This window comes from Nocardia sp. NPDC057663, from assembly GCF_042799895.1.
Lineage (GTDB): Bacteria > Actinomycetota > Actinomycetes > Mycobacteriales > Mycobacteriaceae > Nocardia.
The window spans coordinates 12891-31893 of the sequence record NZ_JBHVHX010000038.1 but is presented as its reverse complement, the minus strand read 5'-3'; the positions used below and the strand labels follow the sequence as shown (position 1 = coordinate 31893).

The window sequence follows — 19003 nt, the reverse complement described above, 5'->3', positions numbered from 1 at the left end:
TGTTCTACGCCGACCACACCTCGATGCTGTTCGGTGATGCCAAGAAGTCCGTCGGTGCGGTCACCGAGGAACTGAAGGCGCTGTAAAGAAGCACGACCAAAGGGGCCCTTGCCGTTCACCACGAACGGCAAGGGCCCCTTGCGTTGTACCGGCACACACTCCTAGAATTGGCGCCAGTGACGTCACTGGCGCCAATGGCGCCATTTTCTGGAGTGGGTGACCATCATGGCCCGATTGACCGTTCGCGATCTACCCGATGATGTCCGTGACCGGCTACGTCTGCGTGCGGCCGCGAACGGCCGTAGTACCGAGGCTGAGGTACGCGCGATTCTGACCGATGCCGTCACACCCGAACCAGATGAGAACATCAAGCTCGGTTCGCTCCTGGCCGATATCGGCCGCGATTTCGAACTCACCGACGACGAATACGACCTGATCAACGATCGTGACCGTGCACCTGCCGAGCCACTGGAGTTCGACTAGTGATCGTCCTGGATACCAACGTCATCTCCGAGACCATGCGCAAGGTCCCCGACCCGCGGGTGATCGCGTGGCTGGACGGCACTTCGTTCCGCACGCTCTACCTGTCGACCATCACTGTCGCCGAGATCCGCTACGGACTGGCCGCGATGCCGGACGGCGCCCGCCGAGACCGGATGCGTGAACGTTTCGAGACCCGGATCATGCCGCTGTTCGCCGGCCGTGTGCTCCCGTTCAACCTGGCTGACGCCGCGGAGTACGCGGACCTCATGGCAACCGCACGGGCCGCGGGCATAGCTATCGGCAGGTCTGACGGCTACATCGCGGCCACGGCCAAGGCCGTCGGAATGAGTATCGCGACCCGCGATACAGCTTTCCGCGCGACCGGCGTCACGGTCATCGATCCGTGGGAATGATCTGTGCCGTAACGGCTTCCGTCGCAAGTTCAGGCGGGTGGTCGGTTCAGAACGGGCGGTTGTCCTTGCGGGTGCCGGGGAGGTCCAGGTAGGGGCAGTCGGCGGAACCGGTGCGCAGGGTTGCGGTGGCGTCGCCGGGGGCGATCCAGTGGAGTTTGCCGTTGTCGAGCCAGGGTTTCAGGTCGAAATCGCGGCGGTTCGAGCCCCAGTTGTCGTCCCAGGCGGCGTACCGGTGGGGAGGCATGTCCACCTCGTAATGGTCGCTGCCCCAGACCGGTTCGAGCGCGATGCCGCGCGGCCGGTAGGTGGAGCAGTGGTAGGTGATCGGCCAGCCGGTGTGCGGGCCGATCCGCACCTGGGTGATCACGGCTCGCATCTCGGGATGGCTGAGGACCTGGGGGAAGACGTACGGCACGTCGGGGCCGAGGGAGCGATTGAACGGCGCGCGAGCCTGCCCAACTCCTTGTATACGGCGGTGAGGCGGTTGCCTTCCGCGAGCAGAGCCGAACGCTCGGTGACGAACGGCTCCACTCCGACGATCTTGCGCACCGATGACCCCCACTCCCACGCGACTGTCGCGAGTCCGACTGTGCCACAGCCGGACTCCGCGGCCCATCGTCAGGCGGAACGCCGCTGTGTCGTTTCGGCCGTCGCGGTCCCGAGCTGCTGGATCAGGTCCTCGGTACCGGTGACCGCACCACAGCGCCGCGCGACATAGTTCAGCGCCATCACGTGCTCGTCGCGGCTGAAATCGGCGGTCGCGTCGTAGACGAGGAACGGCCGCACATCGCTCATGAACGCCTCGGCGGCACTGAGCATGCAGCCCATGTGGGTGTACACGCCGGTGATCATCAGCTGGTCGCGGCCGTAGTAGCCGAGGAGTTCGCGCAGGTCGGTGCGCTGGAAGGCGGAGTACCGCCACTTGGTGACCTGGATGTCCTGCGGTTCGGGGGCGATGGCGTTGACCACCGCGGTGTCGGCGCCCTCGGCCATGCCCGAACCCCAGAAGTCGGCCAGGATGCCGCGCCGCGACGGGTGCTGGTTGCCCGGCTGCATCGTGTAGATCACCGGGATGTCGAGTTCGTGGCAGCGGTCGCGCAGCAGGGCGATATTGGCGATGAGGGTGCGGGCGGGGTCGCGGTAGATGTCGTAGGCGTCGAGGAAATACTGCTGCATGTCGTGGATCAGCAGGGCACTGCGGCCGGGTTCGATGGTCCAGGCCACCTGGTCGGCGGTGAACTCGTCGGCGGCGGGCATCGGATATGGCGCGATCGGGGGAATCGGCATGACGGCCTTTCGGTGGGATCGGCGTCAGCCGACGGAAACGGGCAGGTCGGCGATCCCGAGCGGGGCGAGGATGCGCTGGAATTTGCCGGTGGTCTCGGCCAGTTCGGCCGCGGGATCGGACTCGGCGACGATGCCGCCGCCCGCGTGGGCGAGCAGGGTGGTGCCGTCGGCGGACAGTTCGGCGCAGCGGATGCTCACCATCCATTCGCCGTTGCCGTCCGCGTCGCACCAGCCGACCGCGCCCGCGTAGAACCCGCGTTCACCTTCGAGGTCGGCGATGAGCCGCGCGGCGGCGCCGGCGGGCGTGCCGCAGACGGCGGGGGTGGGATGCAGGGCGACCGCGAGCTCTAGCGCGGAGGGCCCGGCGAGCGGGACGGTCGCCGAGATCGGCGTGCCGAGGTGCCACATGGCGGGCGTCGCGGTGAGTTCCGGTGCGGGAGTGTCGATGCCGGCGCAGCGGTCGCTGAGCACGGCGGCGACCTGGTCGACGACGTAGCGGTGCTCGGCGTGATCCTTCGCCGAGGTGAGCAGCGCGTCGGCGGCGGCGCGATCGGCGGCCGGGTCGTCGGTGATGCGCCGGGCCGAGCCGGCCAGCGGGTGGCTCAGCACCTCGGTTCCGGTACGGCGCACCAGGATCTCGGGGCTGGAGCCGACGAGGTGACGGCCGGGATAGCGGCCTCCGGCGGCGGAGAGGTCGACCAGGAAGCCGTTCGACAGCGGGTCGGAGGCCACCATCAGGTCCAGGATGTCGTGCGCCCGCACGGGCCGTGGCGAGATCGCGCGAATAGCCCTGGCCAGCACGACTTTACGAAGGGGGTGGCCCGGATCGGCGAGCAGCTCGACCGCGGCGGCCACGCGTCGCTGGTGCTCGTCGGGGGCGGGCACGGCGGCGTCGATGTCGAAGCGGGGGATCACCGTGCCCGGCCGTGGCCGATGCGGCGCTGCGGTGATGTGCACCGATTCCGGCGCCCACAGCGCCGTCGGCGCACCGGGGGTGAAGGGCAGCGCGCCGACGATGTGGCTGATCCGCCCACTGCGCAGCGCGGTGACGGCGTCGTGCGCCGACCGGAAGACCGTCCCGCCCGCGGACGCGGACACGGTCCGCTGCGGACGGGACAGGACGAAAGCGGGGTCTGAACTGTCGGTACTGATGGTGATCACCCTTTCGGTTCACATGTCGAGCGTTGCGCCACCGTCGACCCGCAGGTCGTGCATGGTGATGTGGCGGGCGCCGTCGGACGCCAGGAAGTGGACGGCCGACGCGATATCGGCGGGAGCGGCGATGCGGCGCAAGGGAATACCGAGCCGGTAGGCGGCGGGGTCGCCATCGAGCAGCGCGGTCTCGGCGTCGTCGTCGAGCGGGGTGCCGCCGAACATGTCGCGCAGCATGGCGGTGTCGGTGGAGCCGGGCGAGACCAGGTTGACCCGCACGCCGAGCGGCGCGACCTGGAGGGCCAGCGACCGGGTGAAGGCGGTGGCGGCGGCTTTGGCCGCACCGTAGGCGGCCATGCCGACCCGCGGCGCCGCCGCCGCATTGGAGGAGACCACGACGATCGATCCCCGGCCCGCCGCGGCCATGTCGGCGGCCGCGCGCTGGGTGACCAGCATGGTTCCGGTGGCGTTGACGGTCAGACAGCGCGCCCAGTCGTCCGCGGTGAGCTCGAGCGCGCTGCCGCCGACCATGACACCGGCCGCGTGCACCACGACATCCGCCGGCCCGTACTCGGCGGTGAGCCGGTCGAACGCGGCGGCGACGGACCGGGCATCGCTGACATCCACCTCGACCCCGTGAATGAGAGCCGTTGTCGCGCAGGCGGTATCGCTACGACCGGGCAACCGGGCCGCGCGGTCTACGTCGTCGCGACCGAACGGTGCGGTCACGCCCGGCGTGCGGTCGCCGTCGTCTCCGGCGCTCGGCGCTGTCACCGTGCGGCCGTGCGGTGCGTCTATCGTCGTCACTTCGGCGAGAGCGGCGGCGGTCGCGTGGACCCTGGGATCGCAGTCCCAGAGCGAAACGACCCGGTCCGCGGCGGCGAACCGGGCGGCGATCGCGGCTCCGATACCCCCGGCCGCGCCGGTGACGACGACGATCCGCCCGGGGAAATCACCATTTGACATGAGGTTAGCCTAACCTGAATTCATCGTCGGATGGTTACCTTCGCTCACAACTTCCGACGGGAATGCCCGAAGATCCGTTGGAAAGAGGTGCTCGACTTGACCGATCCCGTGCTCCCCGGCTTCACCCCGTGGCCCGCTGAGCTGGCGCAACGCTACCGAGAGCAGAACTGCTGGACCGGTGAGACTTTCGCCGATGTGCTCGCCGCGCGCGCGGCCGCCGCACCCGACCGGATCGCCGTGCTCGACACAGCGAACAGCTGGACCTACGCCGAGCTCGACCACCGGTCGAGTGCGCTCGCCACCGGCCTGGCCCGGCTCGGCATCGTCGCGGGCGACCGGGTGCTGGTCCAGCTGCCCAATCGCGCCGAATTCGTGGAGGTGATCTTCGCCCTGTTCAAGCTGGGCGCGCTCCCGGTGTTCTGCCTGCCCGCGCACCGCGCTGCCGAACTGGTCCCGATCGCCAGAGTCGCCGCGGCGAGGGCGATGATCACCTGCGGAACCCACCAGCGCTTCGACTACGCGGCATTGGCCGAGTCGGTCCGCGCCGAGGTGCCGGGCCTGCGCCACATTCTGCTGGTGCTCGACGAGCCGGGCCATGCGCTGTCGGAGTGCGTGCACGACATCGCCGAATTTCGCGACACCCCAGGCGAACTGGCGGGACCGTCCGCGAGCGCCGTCGCGTTCTTGCAGCTCTCCGGCGGCAGCACCGGCATTCCGAAACTCATCGCCCGCACGCACGACGACTACCTCTACAGCGTGCGGCGCAGCGCCGAGATCTGCGAACTCGGCAGCGACACCGTGTATCTCGCCACCCTGCCGGTGGCGCACAACTTCCCGATGAGCTCGCCGGGCATTCTGGGCGCGCTGTGGGCGGGCGGCGCCGTGGCGATGACCCCGGACCCGACCCCCGCGACGGCGTTCCCGCTGATCGAGCGGTTCGGCGTCACCATCACCGGCTTGGTGCCGCCGCTGGCGCGGTTGTGGACCGAGCGGGCCGAGGCGCGTGACACCCCCGATCTGTCCAGCCTGCAGGTGGTCCAGGTCGGCGGGGCGCGCTGCCAGGAGGAGCTGGCCCGCCGGGTCGGCCCCGCCCTCGGCGTGACCTTGCAGCAGGTGTTCGGCATGGCCGAGGGGCTGGTCTGCTACACCAGGCTCGACGATCCGATCGACGTGGTGGTCGGCACCCAGGGCCGCCCGATGTCCGAGCACGACCGGATCGCGGTCGTCGACGACAACGGCGCCGAGGTGGCACCGGGCGCGACCGGCAATCTGATCACGCAGGGGCCGTACACGATTCGCGGCTACTACGACAATCCCGAGGCCGACGCGCGCAGCTTCACCGCCGAGGGCTGGTACCGCACCGGCGACATCGTCTCCGTCCGTCCCGACGGCAACCTGGTGGTCGCGGGCCGGGCGGGTGACTGGGTCAACCGGGGCGGGGAGAAGGTGTCGGCCGAGGAGCTCGAGGCGCATCTGCTCGAGCACCCGGACGTGCGCGACGCGGTGATCGTCGGTACTCCGGATCCGGTACTGGGACAGCGCATCTGCGCCTTCGTCCAGCCCGCCGACCCGGCTGTGCGGCCGTCCCTGATCACAGTGCGCTCGTTCGTCCGCTCGCGCGGTGTCGCGGCGTGGAAGATGCCCGACACCGTCGTCGTGGTCGACGAGTTCCCGGAGACCGGCGTCGGCAAGACCAGCCGCAAGGAACTGCGGCAGCTGCTCGCCGACGGCGCGCTCGGGCAGTGACCGTGGCGGGGGCGGCGCACTCATCGCTCCGCCCCCGCCACGGTCAGGCCAGTTGCTCGATCCATGATCCGAGGACGGGATCGCCTGCCAGCGTGGGGAAGTCGATGTGGGCATATCCGTCCGACCGCCATTTCTCCACCAGCGACATGATGCGCACCGAATCCAGTCCGGCGTCGAGCAGATCGGTTTCCGCGGTCAGTTCGGCCGGGTCGACCCCCAGCGCCGTGGCGACATCGCCGATCACCTGGTCGTCGGTCATGGTCATTCCTCTCGATCGAAGTCGGCGACGCCGCGCTTCCAGTAGCCGGCGATGAGTGAGTCCTTGGGGCCGATGCCCAGGTCGTTGCGGACCACCTTGCGGATGCCGCGCAGGCAGCCGGCCTCGCCCGCCACCCATGCGTAGACCCGTTGTCCGGCCGCCACTTCCACGGTGCGCACGGCTTGTTCCAGGATGTCGCTGGTGCCCGCCTCGGCCGCGCCGCGATGCAGCCAGCGCACCTCGACGCCGTCGGGGGCATCGATCGCGATCTGCTCGTCCGCGTCGGTCACCTCGATGAACGCCCAGCCGGACGCCGTGCGCGGCATCCGTTCCAGCCAGCGGGCGATGGCGGGCAGCGCGGTGATGTCACCGGCGAGCAGGTACCGGTCGTAGGAATCCGGGACGACGACGCCGCCGGGCGGACCGGCGATGTGCACCTTGGTACCCGGGGTCACCGTGCTCGCCCAGTCGGAGGCGAGGCCGCCGGGGTGGATGGCGAAATCGATGTCGAGTTCGCCGTCGGGAATGCTGTGGCGGCGCACCGTGTACTCGCGCGAGACCGGGCGCGGGGTGCCCCATTCCAGCGAGGCGCCGTCGCGTTCGGGGAGCCGCAGCACGCCGTCCGCACACGGAAAGATCAGGCGCACATGCTCATCGGGGACATAGCTGTGGAAGCTCGCCAGATCGGGTCCGCCGAAGGTGATCCGCAGCAGCGCCGAGCCGACCTCGACGGTGCGGATCACCTCGACTTCCTGCAGGCCGATCGGATAGGGGACCTTCGCGCCGTGGTCACCGCCGAGCACCTCGGCGATGTTCGCGGCGTAGGCACTGCGATCCTTCACCTCTGTTCCTTTCTGTGCAGCGGCCCGGCGGCGAGCGCCATCAGGCCGGTGAGTACCAGGACTACGACGCCGTAGAGCACGAGCGCGGTTCCCGGAGCGAAGAATTGGCCGACGGTTCCGGCCACCATGGAGCCGACCGCGGTACCGGTGACCGACTGCACCATCAGCAGTCCCGACATCCGGCCGCGCATGTGGTCCGGTGCGGCGCGCTGCAACATCGCATAGCGCAGCACCATGTTCACGGCCCTGGCCAGGCCGAACCCGGCGAGCCCGAGGAACACCAGTGCCGCGTGCGACCACAGCCCGGCCGCGATCACGCCCAGCGGCATGAGCGCGAGCGAGACCAGCAGCGCGAGTCCGGTATCGGCGCGGCTCATCCAGCCGCTGGTGAGCGAACCGAGCACCGCACCGGCACCGGGCGCCGCGTAGAGCAGGCCGAGCGTGCCGGGGCCCGCGTGGAGTTCGACATCGGCGAAGACGGGCAGCAGGACCAGCGGTCCGCTCACGAGCATCGCGATCAGCCCGGTCAGCAGGATCAGCCGGATGGATTCGTGGCGCACCGCGAAGGAGATGCCCGCGATGAGCTCGCGCAGCGGGTTCTGCAGGTCACGCTCCGGTGGCGGCGACGGGCCGATCGCGGTGATCAGCCCGACGGTCGCGGTGGTCGCGAGAGCGCAGAGGAAATACGCCGAGGCCACACCGGTTTTCGCGACGAGCAGCCCGGCGATCGCGGGGGTGATCATGGTGCCGAGGTCGGTGGTCAGCGACACCAGTGCACCCGCGGCCGCGACCTTCTCGCGGCCGACGAGCGCCGGAACCATGGCCATCAGGGCCGAACCGCTCACGCCGCCCGCGAGGCCGTCGATCACGGCGGCGAGATAGATCACGGGCAGCAGCGGGTCCGGCAGCACGGCATTCACGCCGAGCAGCAGGAATCCGATGCCCGCCGCACTGCGCGACCACTGGATCACCGTGCGGCGGTCGTACCGGTCGGCGACCACACCGCCCGCGAGACTGCCCGCGAACAGGGCCGCCGCGGTCGTGGTGGCGACCCCGGCGACCTGCAGGCTCGACCCGGTCAGCTGATAGACCTGCAGGGGCAGGGCCACCATGAGCAGCCCGATGCCGAGCACCGACACCAGCCGCGCCGCGAACGCGCACCGGAACGGGCGCGACGCCCGCAGCGGGCTGAGGTCGATGAGCAGGCCGCCGGTCGCCGTCACCGGAAACGATCCTTCAGCAGCTCGAGGGTGCTCATGACCGAGCGATAGTCCGGTCGCGAGCTGATCGCGGGCAGCTCGTACACCTTGTTCGCGGTGAACGACGGCAGCTTCGCGTAGAGCGGGTCGGTCCGCAGCTGCTCGAGTGAGCGCCCACCGTTGATCGTGACGACGAAGGTCACCGGTGCGTCGACCACGGTGTTGAGCAGCTCGGGGCTCATGGAGAAGTAGTCGGCGGCTTCCGGCATCTGCGGGTTGCCCGCCTTGGCCTTCACCTGGGTGTCGAGCGTGAAGCCGACCTCGGCCATAAGCTTCGGCAGCGCCGCGGTCGGCACGAATACCACCGGCTTGTCGCCCTTGGCGGACTGCAGCAGGGTGGTGTTGCCCGCCGGAATCTCGAGCGCGGACTTCACCTCGGCCAGCTTGGTGCGGTAGTTCGCGAGCAGACCGTCGACCTTGTCGGCGCGGCCGACGAGGTCGGCCAGGTAGCGCAGCTGGTCCTGCCAGTCGGTGGTGGTCGCGGGCATCAGCGCGGTCGGGGCGATGGCGCTGAGCTGGTCGTAGGCATTGAGCGTCTGCTGGGCGGGGAAGCCCTGGCCGCCACCGATGATGAGGTCGGGCCGCTGCGCGGCGACGAACTCGAGATTGATGTCCTCGCCGGTCGGGACGACCTGGGTTCCCTGTTCCTTCGCGTCGGCGGCCCACACCTGCGGGAATTCGCCCTTCGGGGTGGCGACGCCGAGCAGCCGCGGATCGGCCGCGGCGACCGGGGCGTCGAGGTCGTAGAGGTAACCGGCCAGCGCGCCGTTGAGAACGACGATGCGCTTCGGGTCGGCCGGTACCGAGACGGTGCCGCGTGCGGTGGCGACCTCACGGGTGCCCGGCGCGGTGTCCTTCGCCTCGTCGGTGGAGCCGCCGCAGCCGGTGAGCGCGGCCATCGACGCGACGACCAGGACGGCTAGCGCCGCGCGGACGCGGCCGGATGATCTGGTGACCATGGCGGCCCTCACTGGAAGCGCTCGACGAGCAGATCGAGGGTGCTCATGACCGTGCGGTAGTCGGGCCGCGAGCTCGTCGCCGGCAGTTCGAAGACCGTGTTCGCCTTGAACGAGGGCAGCGTCGAGTACATCGGGTCGGCCCGCAGTTCGTCGAGGGAACGGCCGCCGCTGAGCGGGATGGTGAACAGCACGGGCGCGTCGATCACGGTGTTCAGCAGTTCGGGGCTGAAGCTGATGAAGTCGGCGCTCTGCTCCTTGGCGGGGTTGCCCGCCTTGGCTTCCACCTGCTTGTCCAAGGTGAAACCGACCTCGGAGAGCAGGGTGGGCAGCGCGGCGGTCGGCGCGAAGACCGTCGGCTTCTGGCTCTTGATCGACTGCATGACGACGGTCGCGCCGGCGGGCGCCTTGATCTTGCTCTTGGCCTCGGCCAGCTTGGCCTGGTAGTTCGCGATCAGGGTGTCGACCTTGGCCGGCTTGTTCACGGTCGTGGCGATGAACCGCAGCTGGTCCTGCCAGTAGGTGGTCTCGGTCGGCAGCAGCACGGTCGGCGCGATGGCGCTGAGCTGGTCGTAGGCGTTCACCGACTGCTGGCCCGGGTAGCCCTGGCCGCCGCCGATGATCAGGTCGGGACGCTGGGCGGCGATGAACTCGAGGTTGATGTTCTCACCGGACGGCACGGCCTGCGTGCCCTGCTTCTTCGCGTCCTCGGCCCAGCCGGTGGGGAACTCGCCCGGCTTGTTGGGCACACCGAGCAGGCGCGGGTCCGCCGCCACGACCGTGGCCTCGAGGTCGTAGAGGTAACCGGCCAGATTGCCGTTGAGCACCACGATGCGCTGCGGCTCGGCGGGCACCTTGATGGGGCCCTTCGCGGACGGCACCTCACGCGGGCCCGCGTCGGCGGATTCGGAGGACGAGTTACCGCACGCGGTGAGCACCGCGACCAGCGCGAGAACCAGGAGGGCGAGGGCGGCGCGGAGGCGGCCCGATGATCGGTTGGTGAACATGGACGGGGATTTCCTCATTTCTTTCGAACGGCCGACAGCGGTGGGCGGGAAGCTCCTGCGCTGATCGCCGGGTCTGTGTCGAGCAGTGCCGCGACTTCGGCCCAGCCGGTGGGCGACACGATCTCGAAGTGGGAGTAGGGAAGTCGGCGCACGACCAGCCGCGCACCCGCCGCCTGCCACCCGGTCAGCTGGGCTTCGGTGCGGCCGGGTGTGGTTCCGGTGTCGGCGGCGTAGAGGGCCATGGGCCCGTCGTAGGCGGCCGGTGCGGACGCGGTGACCATGCCGAGCAGGGTTGTCGCCGCCTCGCGCAGCGCGGTCGCGAGTTCCGGTGCGTCGTCCGGGATTTCGGGGAGGAGACGGTCGAGCTCGGTGGGATCTGCTGCCGCCCGCCCGGCCTGCTCGACGAGGTCTGACAGGGCGAAGGCATCGACCAGCCCGGTGAACGTGACCTGCTCGCCCGCCGCGGTCAAGGCGGCCGCGAGTGCGTGCGCGATGGTGCCGCCGAGGGAGTAGCCGAGCAGGTGGTACGGGCCGTGTGGCTGGATCCGGCGGATCGTGGCCAGGTAGTGGGCGGCGAGGTCGTCGATCGTGGCGGCGTGGAAAGTGCTGTCGCTCAGGGTCGGTAGTTGCAGGCCGATGATCGGGCGGTCGGCGCGCAGGAGGTGGGCGAGCGGCGCGAACTGCCAGGCGGTGCCACCTACCGGGTGGATGCAGAACAGGGGTTCGTGCGCTCCGGTGGTGCGCAGTTCCAGGACATGGTCGAGCCGGGTTCCCCACGCATTCGACTCGCCGTGTTGTCCCGGCTCGGCGCCGTTGTCGCCCTGGCTGATTCGTGCCGCCAGTGCCGACGGGGTGGGGGCTTCGAAGATGTCGTCGAGCACCACGCCGAAGCCCGCGCGCCGCAGTCGGCCCATCACCCGGACAGCGGTGAGGGAGTGGCCGCCCGCGGCGAAGAAGTCGTCGTCGGGGCGGAGGTTTGGTGCTGACAGCACCGCTGCCATGGCCGCGCCGATGGTGGCGGCGAGGTCGGCGTCGTGGTGAGCCGAGCCGATTGTGGTGCTGCCCGATCCGCGGTGCGCTGTCGATGCCGGATCCGGCGCTGTGCGCAGACCGATCTGTGCTTGCTGCCGTTCGGCCTGCGGCGTGCCGGAGTCGGCCGCCACGCTCGGTGCCGGGTGCGGCAGGTTCGGGTAGACCTGGTCCGCTGGGGGGTGTGTCGGAACCGCCGGGAGCGCGCTGTCGTAGGTCGGAACGGGGAGTGCCTTGCGGTCGACCTTCTCGCTGACCGTGCGGGGGATGTGGTCGAGGACGACGAAGGCCGCCGGGACCATGTAGGCGGGAAGCGCTGTGTGCAGTGCGGAACGTACCGCAGCGGTGTCGATTTCGGCGCCCGACTTGGCGACCAGGTAGGCGGCCAAGCGCTGGTCGCCCGGTGTGTCCTCGCGCAGGATCACCGTGGAGTGGGCGACGCCGGGGCAGGTGAGGAGGGCGGCTTCGATCTCGCCCAGTTCGATGCGCTGGCCGCGCAGTTTGACCTGGCTGTCGGCGCGGCCGACGTACTCGAGCTCGCCGTGCGGACCCCAGCTGACGAGATCGCCGGTGCGGTACATCCGTTCGCCGCGGCCGCCGGGGTCGGCGACGAACGAGCCTGCGGTGCGGGCCGGGCGGGCGAGGTATCCGCGCGCCAATTGCGCTCCGGTGAGGTACAACTCGCCGATCTCGCCCGGCGGTACCGGTCGCAGCTCGGTGTCGAGGACACGGACGTCGGCGCCTGCCGCGGGCAGCCCGATGGGGACGGTGCCGCGGTCGCCGTCGGAGGTCTCGTGGTGGGTGATGCACACCGCGGCCTCGGTGGGCCCGTACAGATTGTGCACCCGGGCGCCGGTCTGCGTCCTGATCCGCTGTGCGGTGCCCGGCGGCAGGGGTTCACCACCGGTGATCACGCAGCGCAGCGCGGTGCAGTCGCTCAGGTCGGCTTCCTCGGCGAGCACGGTGAGCATCGACGAGGTCATCTGCATCATGCTCACCTGCTCGCGCGCTATCAGCTCGGCCAGGTGGTGCGGGTCGCGGTCGAGTCGTCCGGCGCTGGGCGCGGGCAGTACTCGTGCGCCGACCAGCAGCGGCAGGAACAGTTCGAGCAGCGAGGCGTCGAAAGTGGCTGCGGTGCGGTACAACACGGTGTCACCCGTGCCGAGCCGGTGTCGTCGCTGCATCCAGGTGAAGGTGTTGACGATGGCCTCGTGGGAGACGCTCACCCCCTTCGGCTCGCCGGTCGAACCTGATGTGAAGAGCAGATACGCGGTATTGCCGGGAAGCAGTGGTGCGTGCCGGTCGCGGTCGGTGACCGGGGTATCCGGGAAGCCGGTGAGGTCAAGGTCGTCGACCGCGACCATCGGCGCGCGATCCGTGCCGAAGCCGTCGGCGGTCGTGGTGAGGACCAAGGCGGCACCGGCCGTCCGGAGGACGCGGTCGGTGCGCTGGGCCGGAGCGTGCGGATCTATCGGCAGGTACACACCGCCGGCCCGGCAGATCGCGTGGGCTGTGACGATCGACTCGATACCGCGCGTCATCGCTACCGCGACAACGGTTTCGGGCCGCACACCGCGCTCGATGAGCCAATGCGCCAGCCGATCGACCCGGGCGTGGAAATCCTGATAGGTGAACGTCTCGCCGTTCGCGGTGATCGCGGGCGCGGCAGCCGGGATCGGCGTGGTCGAGGTCCAGTCGGCGAGTGTCGCACCGGTCGTCTCCAGCGGCATGGCCACCGCCGTCACCTCGGCGACGGTGCGCCCGAGATCAGAGGCCAGCGTGGTGAGGACCGCGCCCAGCCGATCGGCCAGCCGCCCGGCGACCGCCCCCGGTACGGCGGCCGGATCATGATGCAGCATCAGCGTGAACTCGGCACCGGGCAGCGCGGTGACCGTGACCGGGAAGTCCGTCAGTCCGTCCACCTCGACGTCGACGACCTGCACGCCGCGCGGATCCGGCTGCAACAGACCGGCTTTCGGGAAGTTCTGGAACACCACGAGCGAGTCGAACAATCGCCCCAGCCCCACCGCCCGCTCGATGCCGGCCAAACCCAGATACCCGCGCGCCTGCGCCTCGAACGAGGCCTCCTGCAACTCGGCGAACTGCTCGGCCACCCTCCGCCCGCCCGCGAGCGCGACGCGCACCGGAACGGTGTTGCTGAACAGTCCCACCATCGATCCGACCCCGGGCAGATCAGCGGGCCGCCCGGACACCACAGTCCCGAACACCACATCGGTGCGCCCGAGATGCTCGGCCAGCACCATGGCCCAAGCCCCCTGCAGCACCGTATTCATGGTCAGCCCGTGGTCTCTCGTGGCATCGACCAGAGCGCTCGCGACCTCGGACCCGAGGGGAACGCTCAGCCCGATCGGGCGGGGCCGCGCGGCGGGTGCGTGATCTGCTGCACCGCTGTCGAGCACGCTCCCGGCGCCGGCCGAAGCGGCTGCTCCCGCGCCGGATCGAATGCCGCCCTTGGGAGTTACGGGTGTTGCTGATGTGCCTGCGCTGGACGGGGATTGCGTGGCGACCGGGGCCGGCTCGAGTGGTGCCGGGTGCCGGTGGACGGTGGTGCCGAGCAGGGTCGGTGCGGGGAGGCCGGTCAGGCGATCGGTCCACCAGTACAGGGTGGCGGTGGTGTCGCGGTCGTCCAGCCAGGTGAGGTAGTCGCCGAAGTAGGGCGGGGTGGGGAGGGGTTCGTCGCGGTAGAGGGCGAGGGTCTCGCGCACCATGGTGGGCACGGACCAGCCGTCGGCGAGGAGGTGGTGAGCCACCAGGACCAGCCACTGGGAGGTGTCGGTGAGGCGGACCAGCAGGCCCCTGATCAGGGGCGGATGGTCGATGTCGAACGGTTCCGCCCCTGCACGCTGCGCGCAGAGCCGCGCTTGCGCTTCGGGATCGGCGCTGCCCCGCAGATCCTGGACTTTCCAGGCGACGCCGGGACTGCGGGGAACCACCTGCACCGGCTGGTCGAAACGCTCGTAGCTGAAGGCAGCGCCGAGATTCGGATGGCGTCGCAACATAGCCTCGAACGCCGCACCGAGCCGCGCCGGGTCGACCACTCCGTCGAGGGTGAACCGCGCGGTCATCGTGTAGATGTCGTCGGCGCCGTCACGCAGGGCATGGAATACCAGGCCTTCTTGCAGCGGCGACAACGGCAGCACATCGGCAATCGGGCCGTAGGCTACGGCGAATTCATCGATGTCGGCGCCGGTCAAGCCCGGGATCAGCCGCCCGGCAGTGCTGCGCTGGCGGCCCCCGTGCGCGTCGGCCGTCACCAGGCGACCCACGGTCGAAGTGTCTTCGGCGGGCTCGCGAGTCCGGGCGGAACCGGCCTCGGCGTGCTCGGCTGGCACCGGCCGACTCGGCGTGGAATCGGACTGGGGGTCGAGCGTGAAACCGGCTGGTGCCGCGGTGGCTGTTGTGGACAACCCGGACGGTGCCGATCGGGCAGCCTCGGCGGCGAGGGTGGCGAGGCTGCGGCGGGTCAGCAGGTGCTGGGGGAGCAGGATCAGGCCGTAGGTGCGCAGGGCGCTGCTGACGGTGATGGCGGTGATGCTGTCGCCGCCGACGGCGAAGAAGTCGTCGTCCATACTCAGCGAATTGAGGCCGAGAGTCGTGGAGATCGCCTCGTGCACAGCGTGTTCGGCCGGAGTTTCCGGAAGGCGGCCCGTGTTGTCGGTCGACGGGTCGGGCAGGGCGGTGCGGTCGAGCTTGCCGTTGACGGTGCTCGGCAGCTCATCGAGGACGACCAGGCGGGCGGGCACCATGTGCTCAGGGACCACATCGGCCAGGCGGGTACGCGCCGACGCCGTATCGAGGTTGTCGGCCACGGCGACCACGTACCCGATCAGGGTGAGCCGACCGGCGATCTCGCGGATATCTGCGGCCGCTGACCGGATCTCGGGTAGTCCCTCGAGGGCAGCCGCCACCTCACCGAGCTCGACGCGATGCCCGCGGATCTTCACCTGATTGTCGACGCGCCCGAGGTACTCGTAGCCGAGGCCAGGTACCCAGCGGGCCCGATCGCCCGTGCGGTACATCCGCGCACCCGGCGGCCCGTATGGGTCGGCCACGAAAGTGCCTGCGGTAGTGCCGAATCGGCCAAGGTAGCCACGCGCGAGCTGCGGGCCCGCCAGATACAGCTCACCCACTTGACCGTCGGCGACAACCTGTAAACCGTTGTCCAGCAGATGAACACGAGATCCAGCCAGCGGCTGCCCGATCCGCGGACCGGAGTCGTCGATAGCCGCGCCGATCGCGTCGACAGTGACCTCGGTGGGACCGTACAGATTGACCGCAGCGAACCCGGCTCGATCGATCGCACCCCACAGCTCCGCTGAACAGGCGTCACCGCCGATGACCAGCACCACCGGTGCCGGTGTATCGACCGCCATGTCACCACTGCTGAGCCCGTGTTCGAGCAGCGCGGCGACCAACGTCGGGGTGCCGTCGACGACATCGATGCCGTCGCGGGCGAACGCCTCGACGAGTGCGGCCGGATCGCGCCGGGTTTCGCTGTCGTAGACGTGGATTCGGTGTCCATCGAACAGCCAGAGCAACGGATCCAGGGAGGCGTCGAAGGCGAACGAGGTGGTGTGGGCGACGGTGAGCTGACGACCACCGGCACGGCCTGCGGCCGAACGGTAGATCCCGGCCCGGTGGGTCGCAAGGAGGGTGGCCAGCGCGCGGTGCGAGACGACGACGCCCTTGGGCCTGCCGGTGGAGCCGGAGGTGTAGATGACGTAGGCGGCGTGCTCGGGACGCAGCGCGACATCGTCTGTCAGGCCGGGATGATCCGCCAGCTGCGCACGAATGTCGTCGAGCACGACGACACCGTTACCGAGTTGCGCGGCCAGCGCCGCCGAGCCGAGAACCAGCACGGGCCTGGCATCGTCGATCGTGGTCTGCAACCGGGTCACCGGATGTTCCGGGTCCAACGGCAGATACGCGCCACCGGCTCGCCACACCGCGAGCAGGGCGACCACGAACTCGACGTCACGGGGAAGAGCGAGGCCGACGATCGCATCCGGGCCGACTCCCGCATCCCGCAGGAAACCGGCGAGGCGATCGACACTGCCCGCGAGTTCGGCCGCGGTGTAGCGGTCGGTGGCCGAGCTGAGGACCACCGCGTCAGGTCGTTCGGCGAGCGCGTGTTCGAGCAGACCGGGAACAAGCTCGACAGAACCGGACTGGTCGGCGATCCGGGAGCACGGGAGGTCCGGCTGCTCACCGTCCGGGGTCGCGGAGTCGAGCCGCATGGGCTGGGCCCGTTCCGTCAGCAACCGCGCCCGCTCGGCAGGCTCGAGCAGTTCCAGCGCGCCCACCGCGATCTTGTCCGATCCGGTGAAACCCTCGATCGCCCGGACCAATCCGGTGATCCGCCCCCGCACCATGTCCACATCGTTGGTCCGCGCGTCGGACTCGAAGCCGAGCAGTACCGTGCCGTCGGGCAGCGGGGTCACGGTCAGTCCGAGGTCTTCCGGCGGGCCGCCGGCCACATTCCGCAGGACACCGCGCGCGCCGTCGAAGTCGAGCGTGAAATCGAAGACCTTGAGGTTGATGCCGATGCCGTGCAGGAGCTCGCCCGCGCCGTGGCCGTGGAAGTCGCGGGCCAGGTCGTCACCGCTGTAGCGCTGGTGGGCGCGGATCTCGCGCAGGGTGCCGGCGACGCGCGTGCCGAGCTCGCCCAGCCGGTCACCGGCGCTGACCCGGACGCGCAGGGGCAGCACATTGACCGCCATCGCCGGTGTGCGCAGCGCGGCGCGGCCGACGCGGCCCATCAGCAGCATGGAGACCACCACGTCACCGGTGCCGAGCAGGCGGTGCAGGTACGCGGCGTAGCAGGCGACGAGGGCATCGGCCCAGGTGATGCCGTGCCGGTCGGCGCTCTCGCGCAAGGTCGTGAGCATCTCGGTGGTGAGCACCGCTTCGGCGCGGATCGTCCGCTCCACCGCGCCGCCGAGATGGCGGCCGCGTCCGTCGAGATCCGGCCACGGGGTGAGCTGGTCGCGCCAGTAGGCGCGGTCGGCGGCGAACTCGGCGCCGGCGCGGTAGGCCTGCTCCTCGGCGATCAGCTCGGCGATGGTGCCGAAAGTCCGCTTCGGCGTGGGCTTTCCGCGGCGCAAGGCCGTGTAGTGCGCGGCGACCCGGCGCGACAGCAAGGCCGCGCTGTATCCGTCGACGATCAGGTGGTGGTAGAGCTGCACACACCAGACCACCGAGTCGGTGACCTGGATCAGCGTGTAGTTGTACAGCTGCCGGTCGACCATGCCGCGGCACCGCTCGGCGGCCTCGCGCCGCTCCAGCGCCACGGCCTCGTAGGCCAGAGCCATAGGCTCGGCGGCCGCGCGCAGGTCGACCGTCGGCCGCAGCTCCGCCGCCGCGTCGGTGACGAATTGCCGCGGCCCGTCCGGGGTTTCCCGGAACCGCAGGCGCATGTTCTCCGCTTCGGCGATCGTGCGCCGGATCGCCTCGGCCAGCAAGTCGACATCGATCGGCGCGTCGCCGGTGATCTCTAGTACCTCGCCGACCAGGTAGCGGCCGGATTCGGGATCGAAGCGCTGAGCGTTCCAGATGCCGAGCTGTGGTCCGCTCAGTGGCAACCCGAGACCGTCGGTCGTTGTGTCTCCCCGCTTCGCCGATGGCACGGCAACTCCCTTCGCCCGCACTGACATTCGCCTGCGACCCGCCGGCGAGACGCCGAATCCAGGCACAATAAGATAGGTTAGCCTAACTTAACTTGTTATGGAATAGCTACGTCTGCGAACGACTTTGCCGCCGCCGCTCAGTGCACCTGGGCCGCGTCCTGCGCCAGCGGAATCACCAGCGGCGTACCGGTTTCCGGGTCGTCGACAATCCGGCACCGCAGCGAGAAGACCTCGTGCACGAGCTCCGCGGTGACGATCTCCGCCGGTGCGCCGCTCGCGACGATCCGCCCGTCGCGCATGGCGATCAGGTGATCGGCGTAGCGGAAGGCGTGATTCAGGTCGTGCAGCACCGCGACGACCGTGCGTCCCGACTCGCGGTTCAGCGACCGGCACAGGTCGAGCAGCTGGATCTGATAGGCGATGTCGAGGTAGGTCGTCGGCTCGTCGAGCAGGACGATGGGGGTGTCCTGGGCGAGCACCATCGCGATCCACACGCGCTGCCGCTGCCCACCGGACAGCTCCTCGACCGGCCGCGCCGACAACTCGGCGACGCCGGTGGCTGCCATCGCGGCCGCTACCGCCTTCTCGTCGGCCTTCGACCACTGCCGCAGCAGGGTTTGGTGCGGATAGCGGCCGCGGGCAACGAGATCGGCGACCCGGATGCCGTCCGGCGCGGTCGAGGTCTGCGGTAGCAGCCCGACCTGCCGGGCGACTTCCTTCGCTGGATAGGAGGTGATCGGCTTGTCGTCGAGCAGCACGCTCCCGGACTCGGGCGGGAGCAGCCGGGCCAGCGCGCGCAGCAGGGTGGACTTGCCGCAGGCGTTCGGGCCGATGATCACGGTGAACTCGCCGTCGGGGATGTCCACCGAGAGCTGATCGCTGATCGTGGCGCCCTTGTAGCCGAGGCGGACCCGGTCGGCACGCAGCCGCGAGGCGTGAGAGTCGTTCATGTCGCTT

The 19003-nt window shown here is 69.9% G+C and carries 14 protein-coding genes; 3 read left to right on the top strand and 11 right to left on the bottom strand.

Translation table 11 applies throughout. The features are described 5' to 3' along the window. Nucleotides 1-234: 234 nt before the first annotated feature. Together ACFVAV_RS35025 and ACFVAV_RS35020 are read left to right on the top strand one after the other, a co-directional pair. A complete protein-coding gene (locus ACFVAV_RS35025; RefSeq protein WP_379039974.1) occupies nucleotides 235-483 on the top strand; it encodes an Arc family DNA-binding protein in 249 nt (82 codons plus the stop codon). Beyond that, the gene (locus tag ACFVAV_RS35020) at nucleotides 483-896 is read left to right on the top strand and encodes a type II toxin-antitoxin system VapC family toxin (RefSeq protein ID WP_379039973.1); all 414 of its coding nucleotides are present in this window, start codon (nucleotides 483-485) and stop codon (nucleotides 894-896) included. The genes ACFVAV_RS35025 and ACFVAV_RS35020 overlap by 1 nt, the downstream gene beginning before the upstream one ends. A 46-nt stretch (nucleotides 897-942) precedes the next feature. Here ACFVAV_RS35020 and ACFVAV_RS35015 read toward each other — a convergent pair whose 3' ends face one another. From ACFVAV_RS35015 to ACFVAV_RS35000, 4 genes are all read right to left on the bottom strand, one after another. After that, nucleotides 943-1272, bottom strand: a complete 330-nt coding sequence (locus ACFVAV_RS35015; protein ID WP_379039972.1) for a hypothetical protein — start codon at nucleotides 1270-1272, stop codon at nucleotides 943-945. A 242-nt stretch (nucleotides 1273-1514) separates the two neighbouring features. Continuing rightward, nucleotides 1515-2183, bottom strand: a complete 669-nt coding sequence (locus ACFVAV_RS35010; RefSeq protein WP_379039971.1) for an isochorismatase family protein — start codon at nucleotides 2181-2183, stop codon at nucleotides 1515-1517. A gap of 24 nt (nucleotides 2184-2207) precedes the next feature. Beyond that, on the bottom strand, nucleotides 2208-3344 hold the full coding sequence (locus ACFVAV_RS35005; RefSeq protein ID WP_379039969.1) for an isochorismate synthase MenF: 1137 nt from the start codon (nucleotides 3342-3344) through the stop codon (nucleotides 2208-2210). A 9-nt stretch (nucleotides 3345-3353) separates the two neighbouring features. Then, a complete protein-coding gene (locus ACFVAV_RS35000; RefSeq protein WP_379039968.1) occupies nucleotides 3354-4301 on the bottom strand; it encodes an SDR family oxidoreductase in 948 nt (315 codons plus the stop codon). Nucleotides 4302-4388: 87 nt separating this feature from the next. On the opposite strand from ACFVAV_RS35000, the gene ACFVAV_RS34995 reads away from it, so the two are divergent. After that, a complete protein-coding gene (locus ACFVAV_RS34995; protein WP_379039978.1) occupies nucleotides 4389-6047 on the top strand; it encodes a (2,3-dihydroxybenzoyl)adenylate synthase in 1659 nt (552 codons plus the stop codon). Between the two features lie 43 nt (nucleotides 6048-6090). Here the strand turns inward: ACFVAV_RS34995 and ACFVAV_RS34990 are convergent, their stop codons facing one another. The 7 genes from ACFVAV_RS34990 to ACFVAV_RS34960 all read right to left on the bottom strand — a co-directional run bounded on the left by ACFVAV_RS34990 (nucleotide 6091) and on the right by ACFVAV_RS34960 (nucleotide 18996). Next, on the bottom strand, nucleotides 6091-6306 hold the full coding sequence (locus ACFVAV_RS34990; protein ID WP_355283398.1) for a phosphopantetheine-binding protein: 216 nt from the start codon (nucleotides 6304-6306) through the stop codon (nucleotides 6091-6093). A gap of 2 nt (nucleotides 6307-6308) precedes the next feature. After that, nucleotides 6309-7148 carry a siderophore-interacting protein gene (locus ACFVAV_RS34985; RefSeq protein ID WP_379039967.1) on the bottom strand — a complete coding sequence of 280 codons (840 nt, stop codon included), beginning with the start codon at nucleotides 7146-7148 and terminating at the stop codon, nucleotides 6309-6311. Next, nucleotides 7145-8371 (bottom strand): enterobactin transporter EntS, encoded by a 1227-nt coding sequence (gene entS / locus ACFVAV_RS34980; protein ID WP_379039966.1) that lies wholly within the window; start codon nucleotides 8369-8371, stop codon nucleotides 7145-7147. The genes ACFVAV_RS34985 and entS overlap by 4 nt, the downstream gene beginning before the upstream one ends. Beyond that, nucleotides 8368-9366 carry an ABC transporter substrate-binding protein gene (locus tag ACFVAV_RS34975; protein ID WP_379039964.1) on the bottom strand — a complete coding sequence of 333 codons (999 nt, stop codon included), beginning with the start codon at nucleotides 9364-9366 and terminating at the stop codon, nucleotides 8368-8370. The genes entS and ACFVAV_RS34975 overlap by 4 nt, the downstream gene beginning before the upstream one ends. 8 nt (nucleotides 9367-9374) lie before the next feature. After that, nucleotides 9375-10370, bottom strand: coding sequence for an ABC transporter substrate-binding protein (locus ACFVAV_RS34970; RefSeq protein WP_379039963.1), 996 nt, complete (start codon nucleotides 10368-10370; stop codon nucleotides 9375-9377). A gap of 14 nt (nucleotides 10371-10384) precedes the next feature. Then, nucleotides 10385-18046, bottom strand: a complete 7662-nt coding sequence (locus ACFVAV_RS34965; protein WP_379039962.1) for an amino acid adenylation domain-containing protein — start codon at nucleotides 18044-18046, stop codon at nucleotides 10385-10387. A 137-nt stretch (nucleotides 18047-18183) separates the two neighbouring features. Next, the gene (locus tag ACFVAV_RS34960; RefSeq protein WP_379039961.1) at nucleotides 18184-18996 is read right to left on the bottom strand and encodes an ABC transporter ATP-binding protein; all 813 of its coding nucleotides are present in this window, start codon (nucleotides 18994-18996) and stop codon (nucleotides 18184-18186) included. Between the last annotated feature and the right edge of the window lie 7 nt (nucleotides 18997-19003).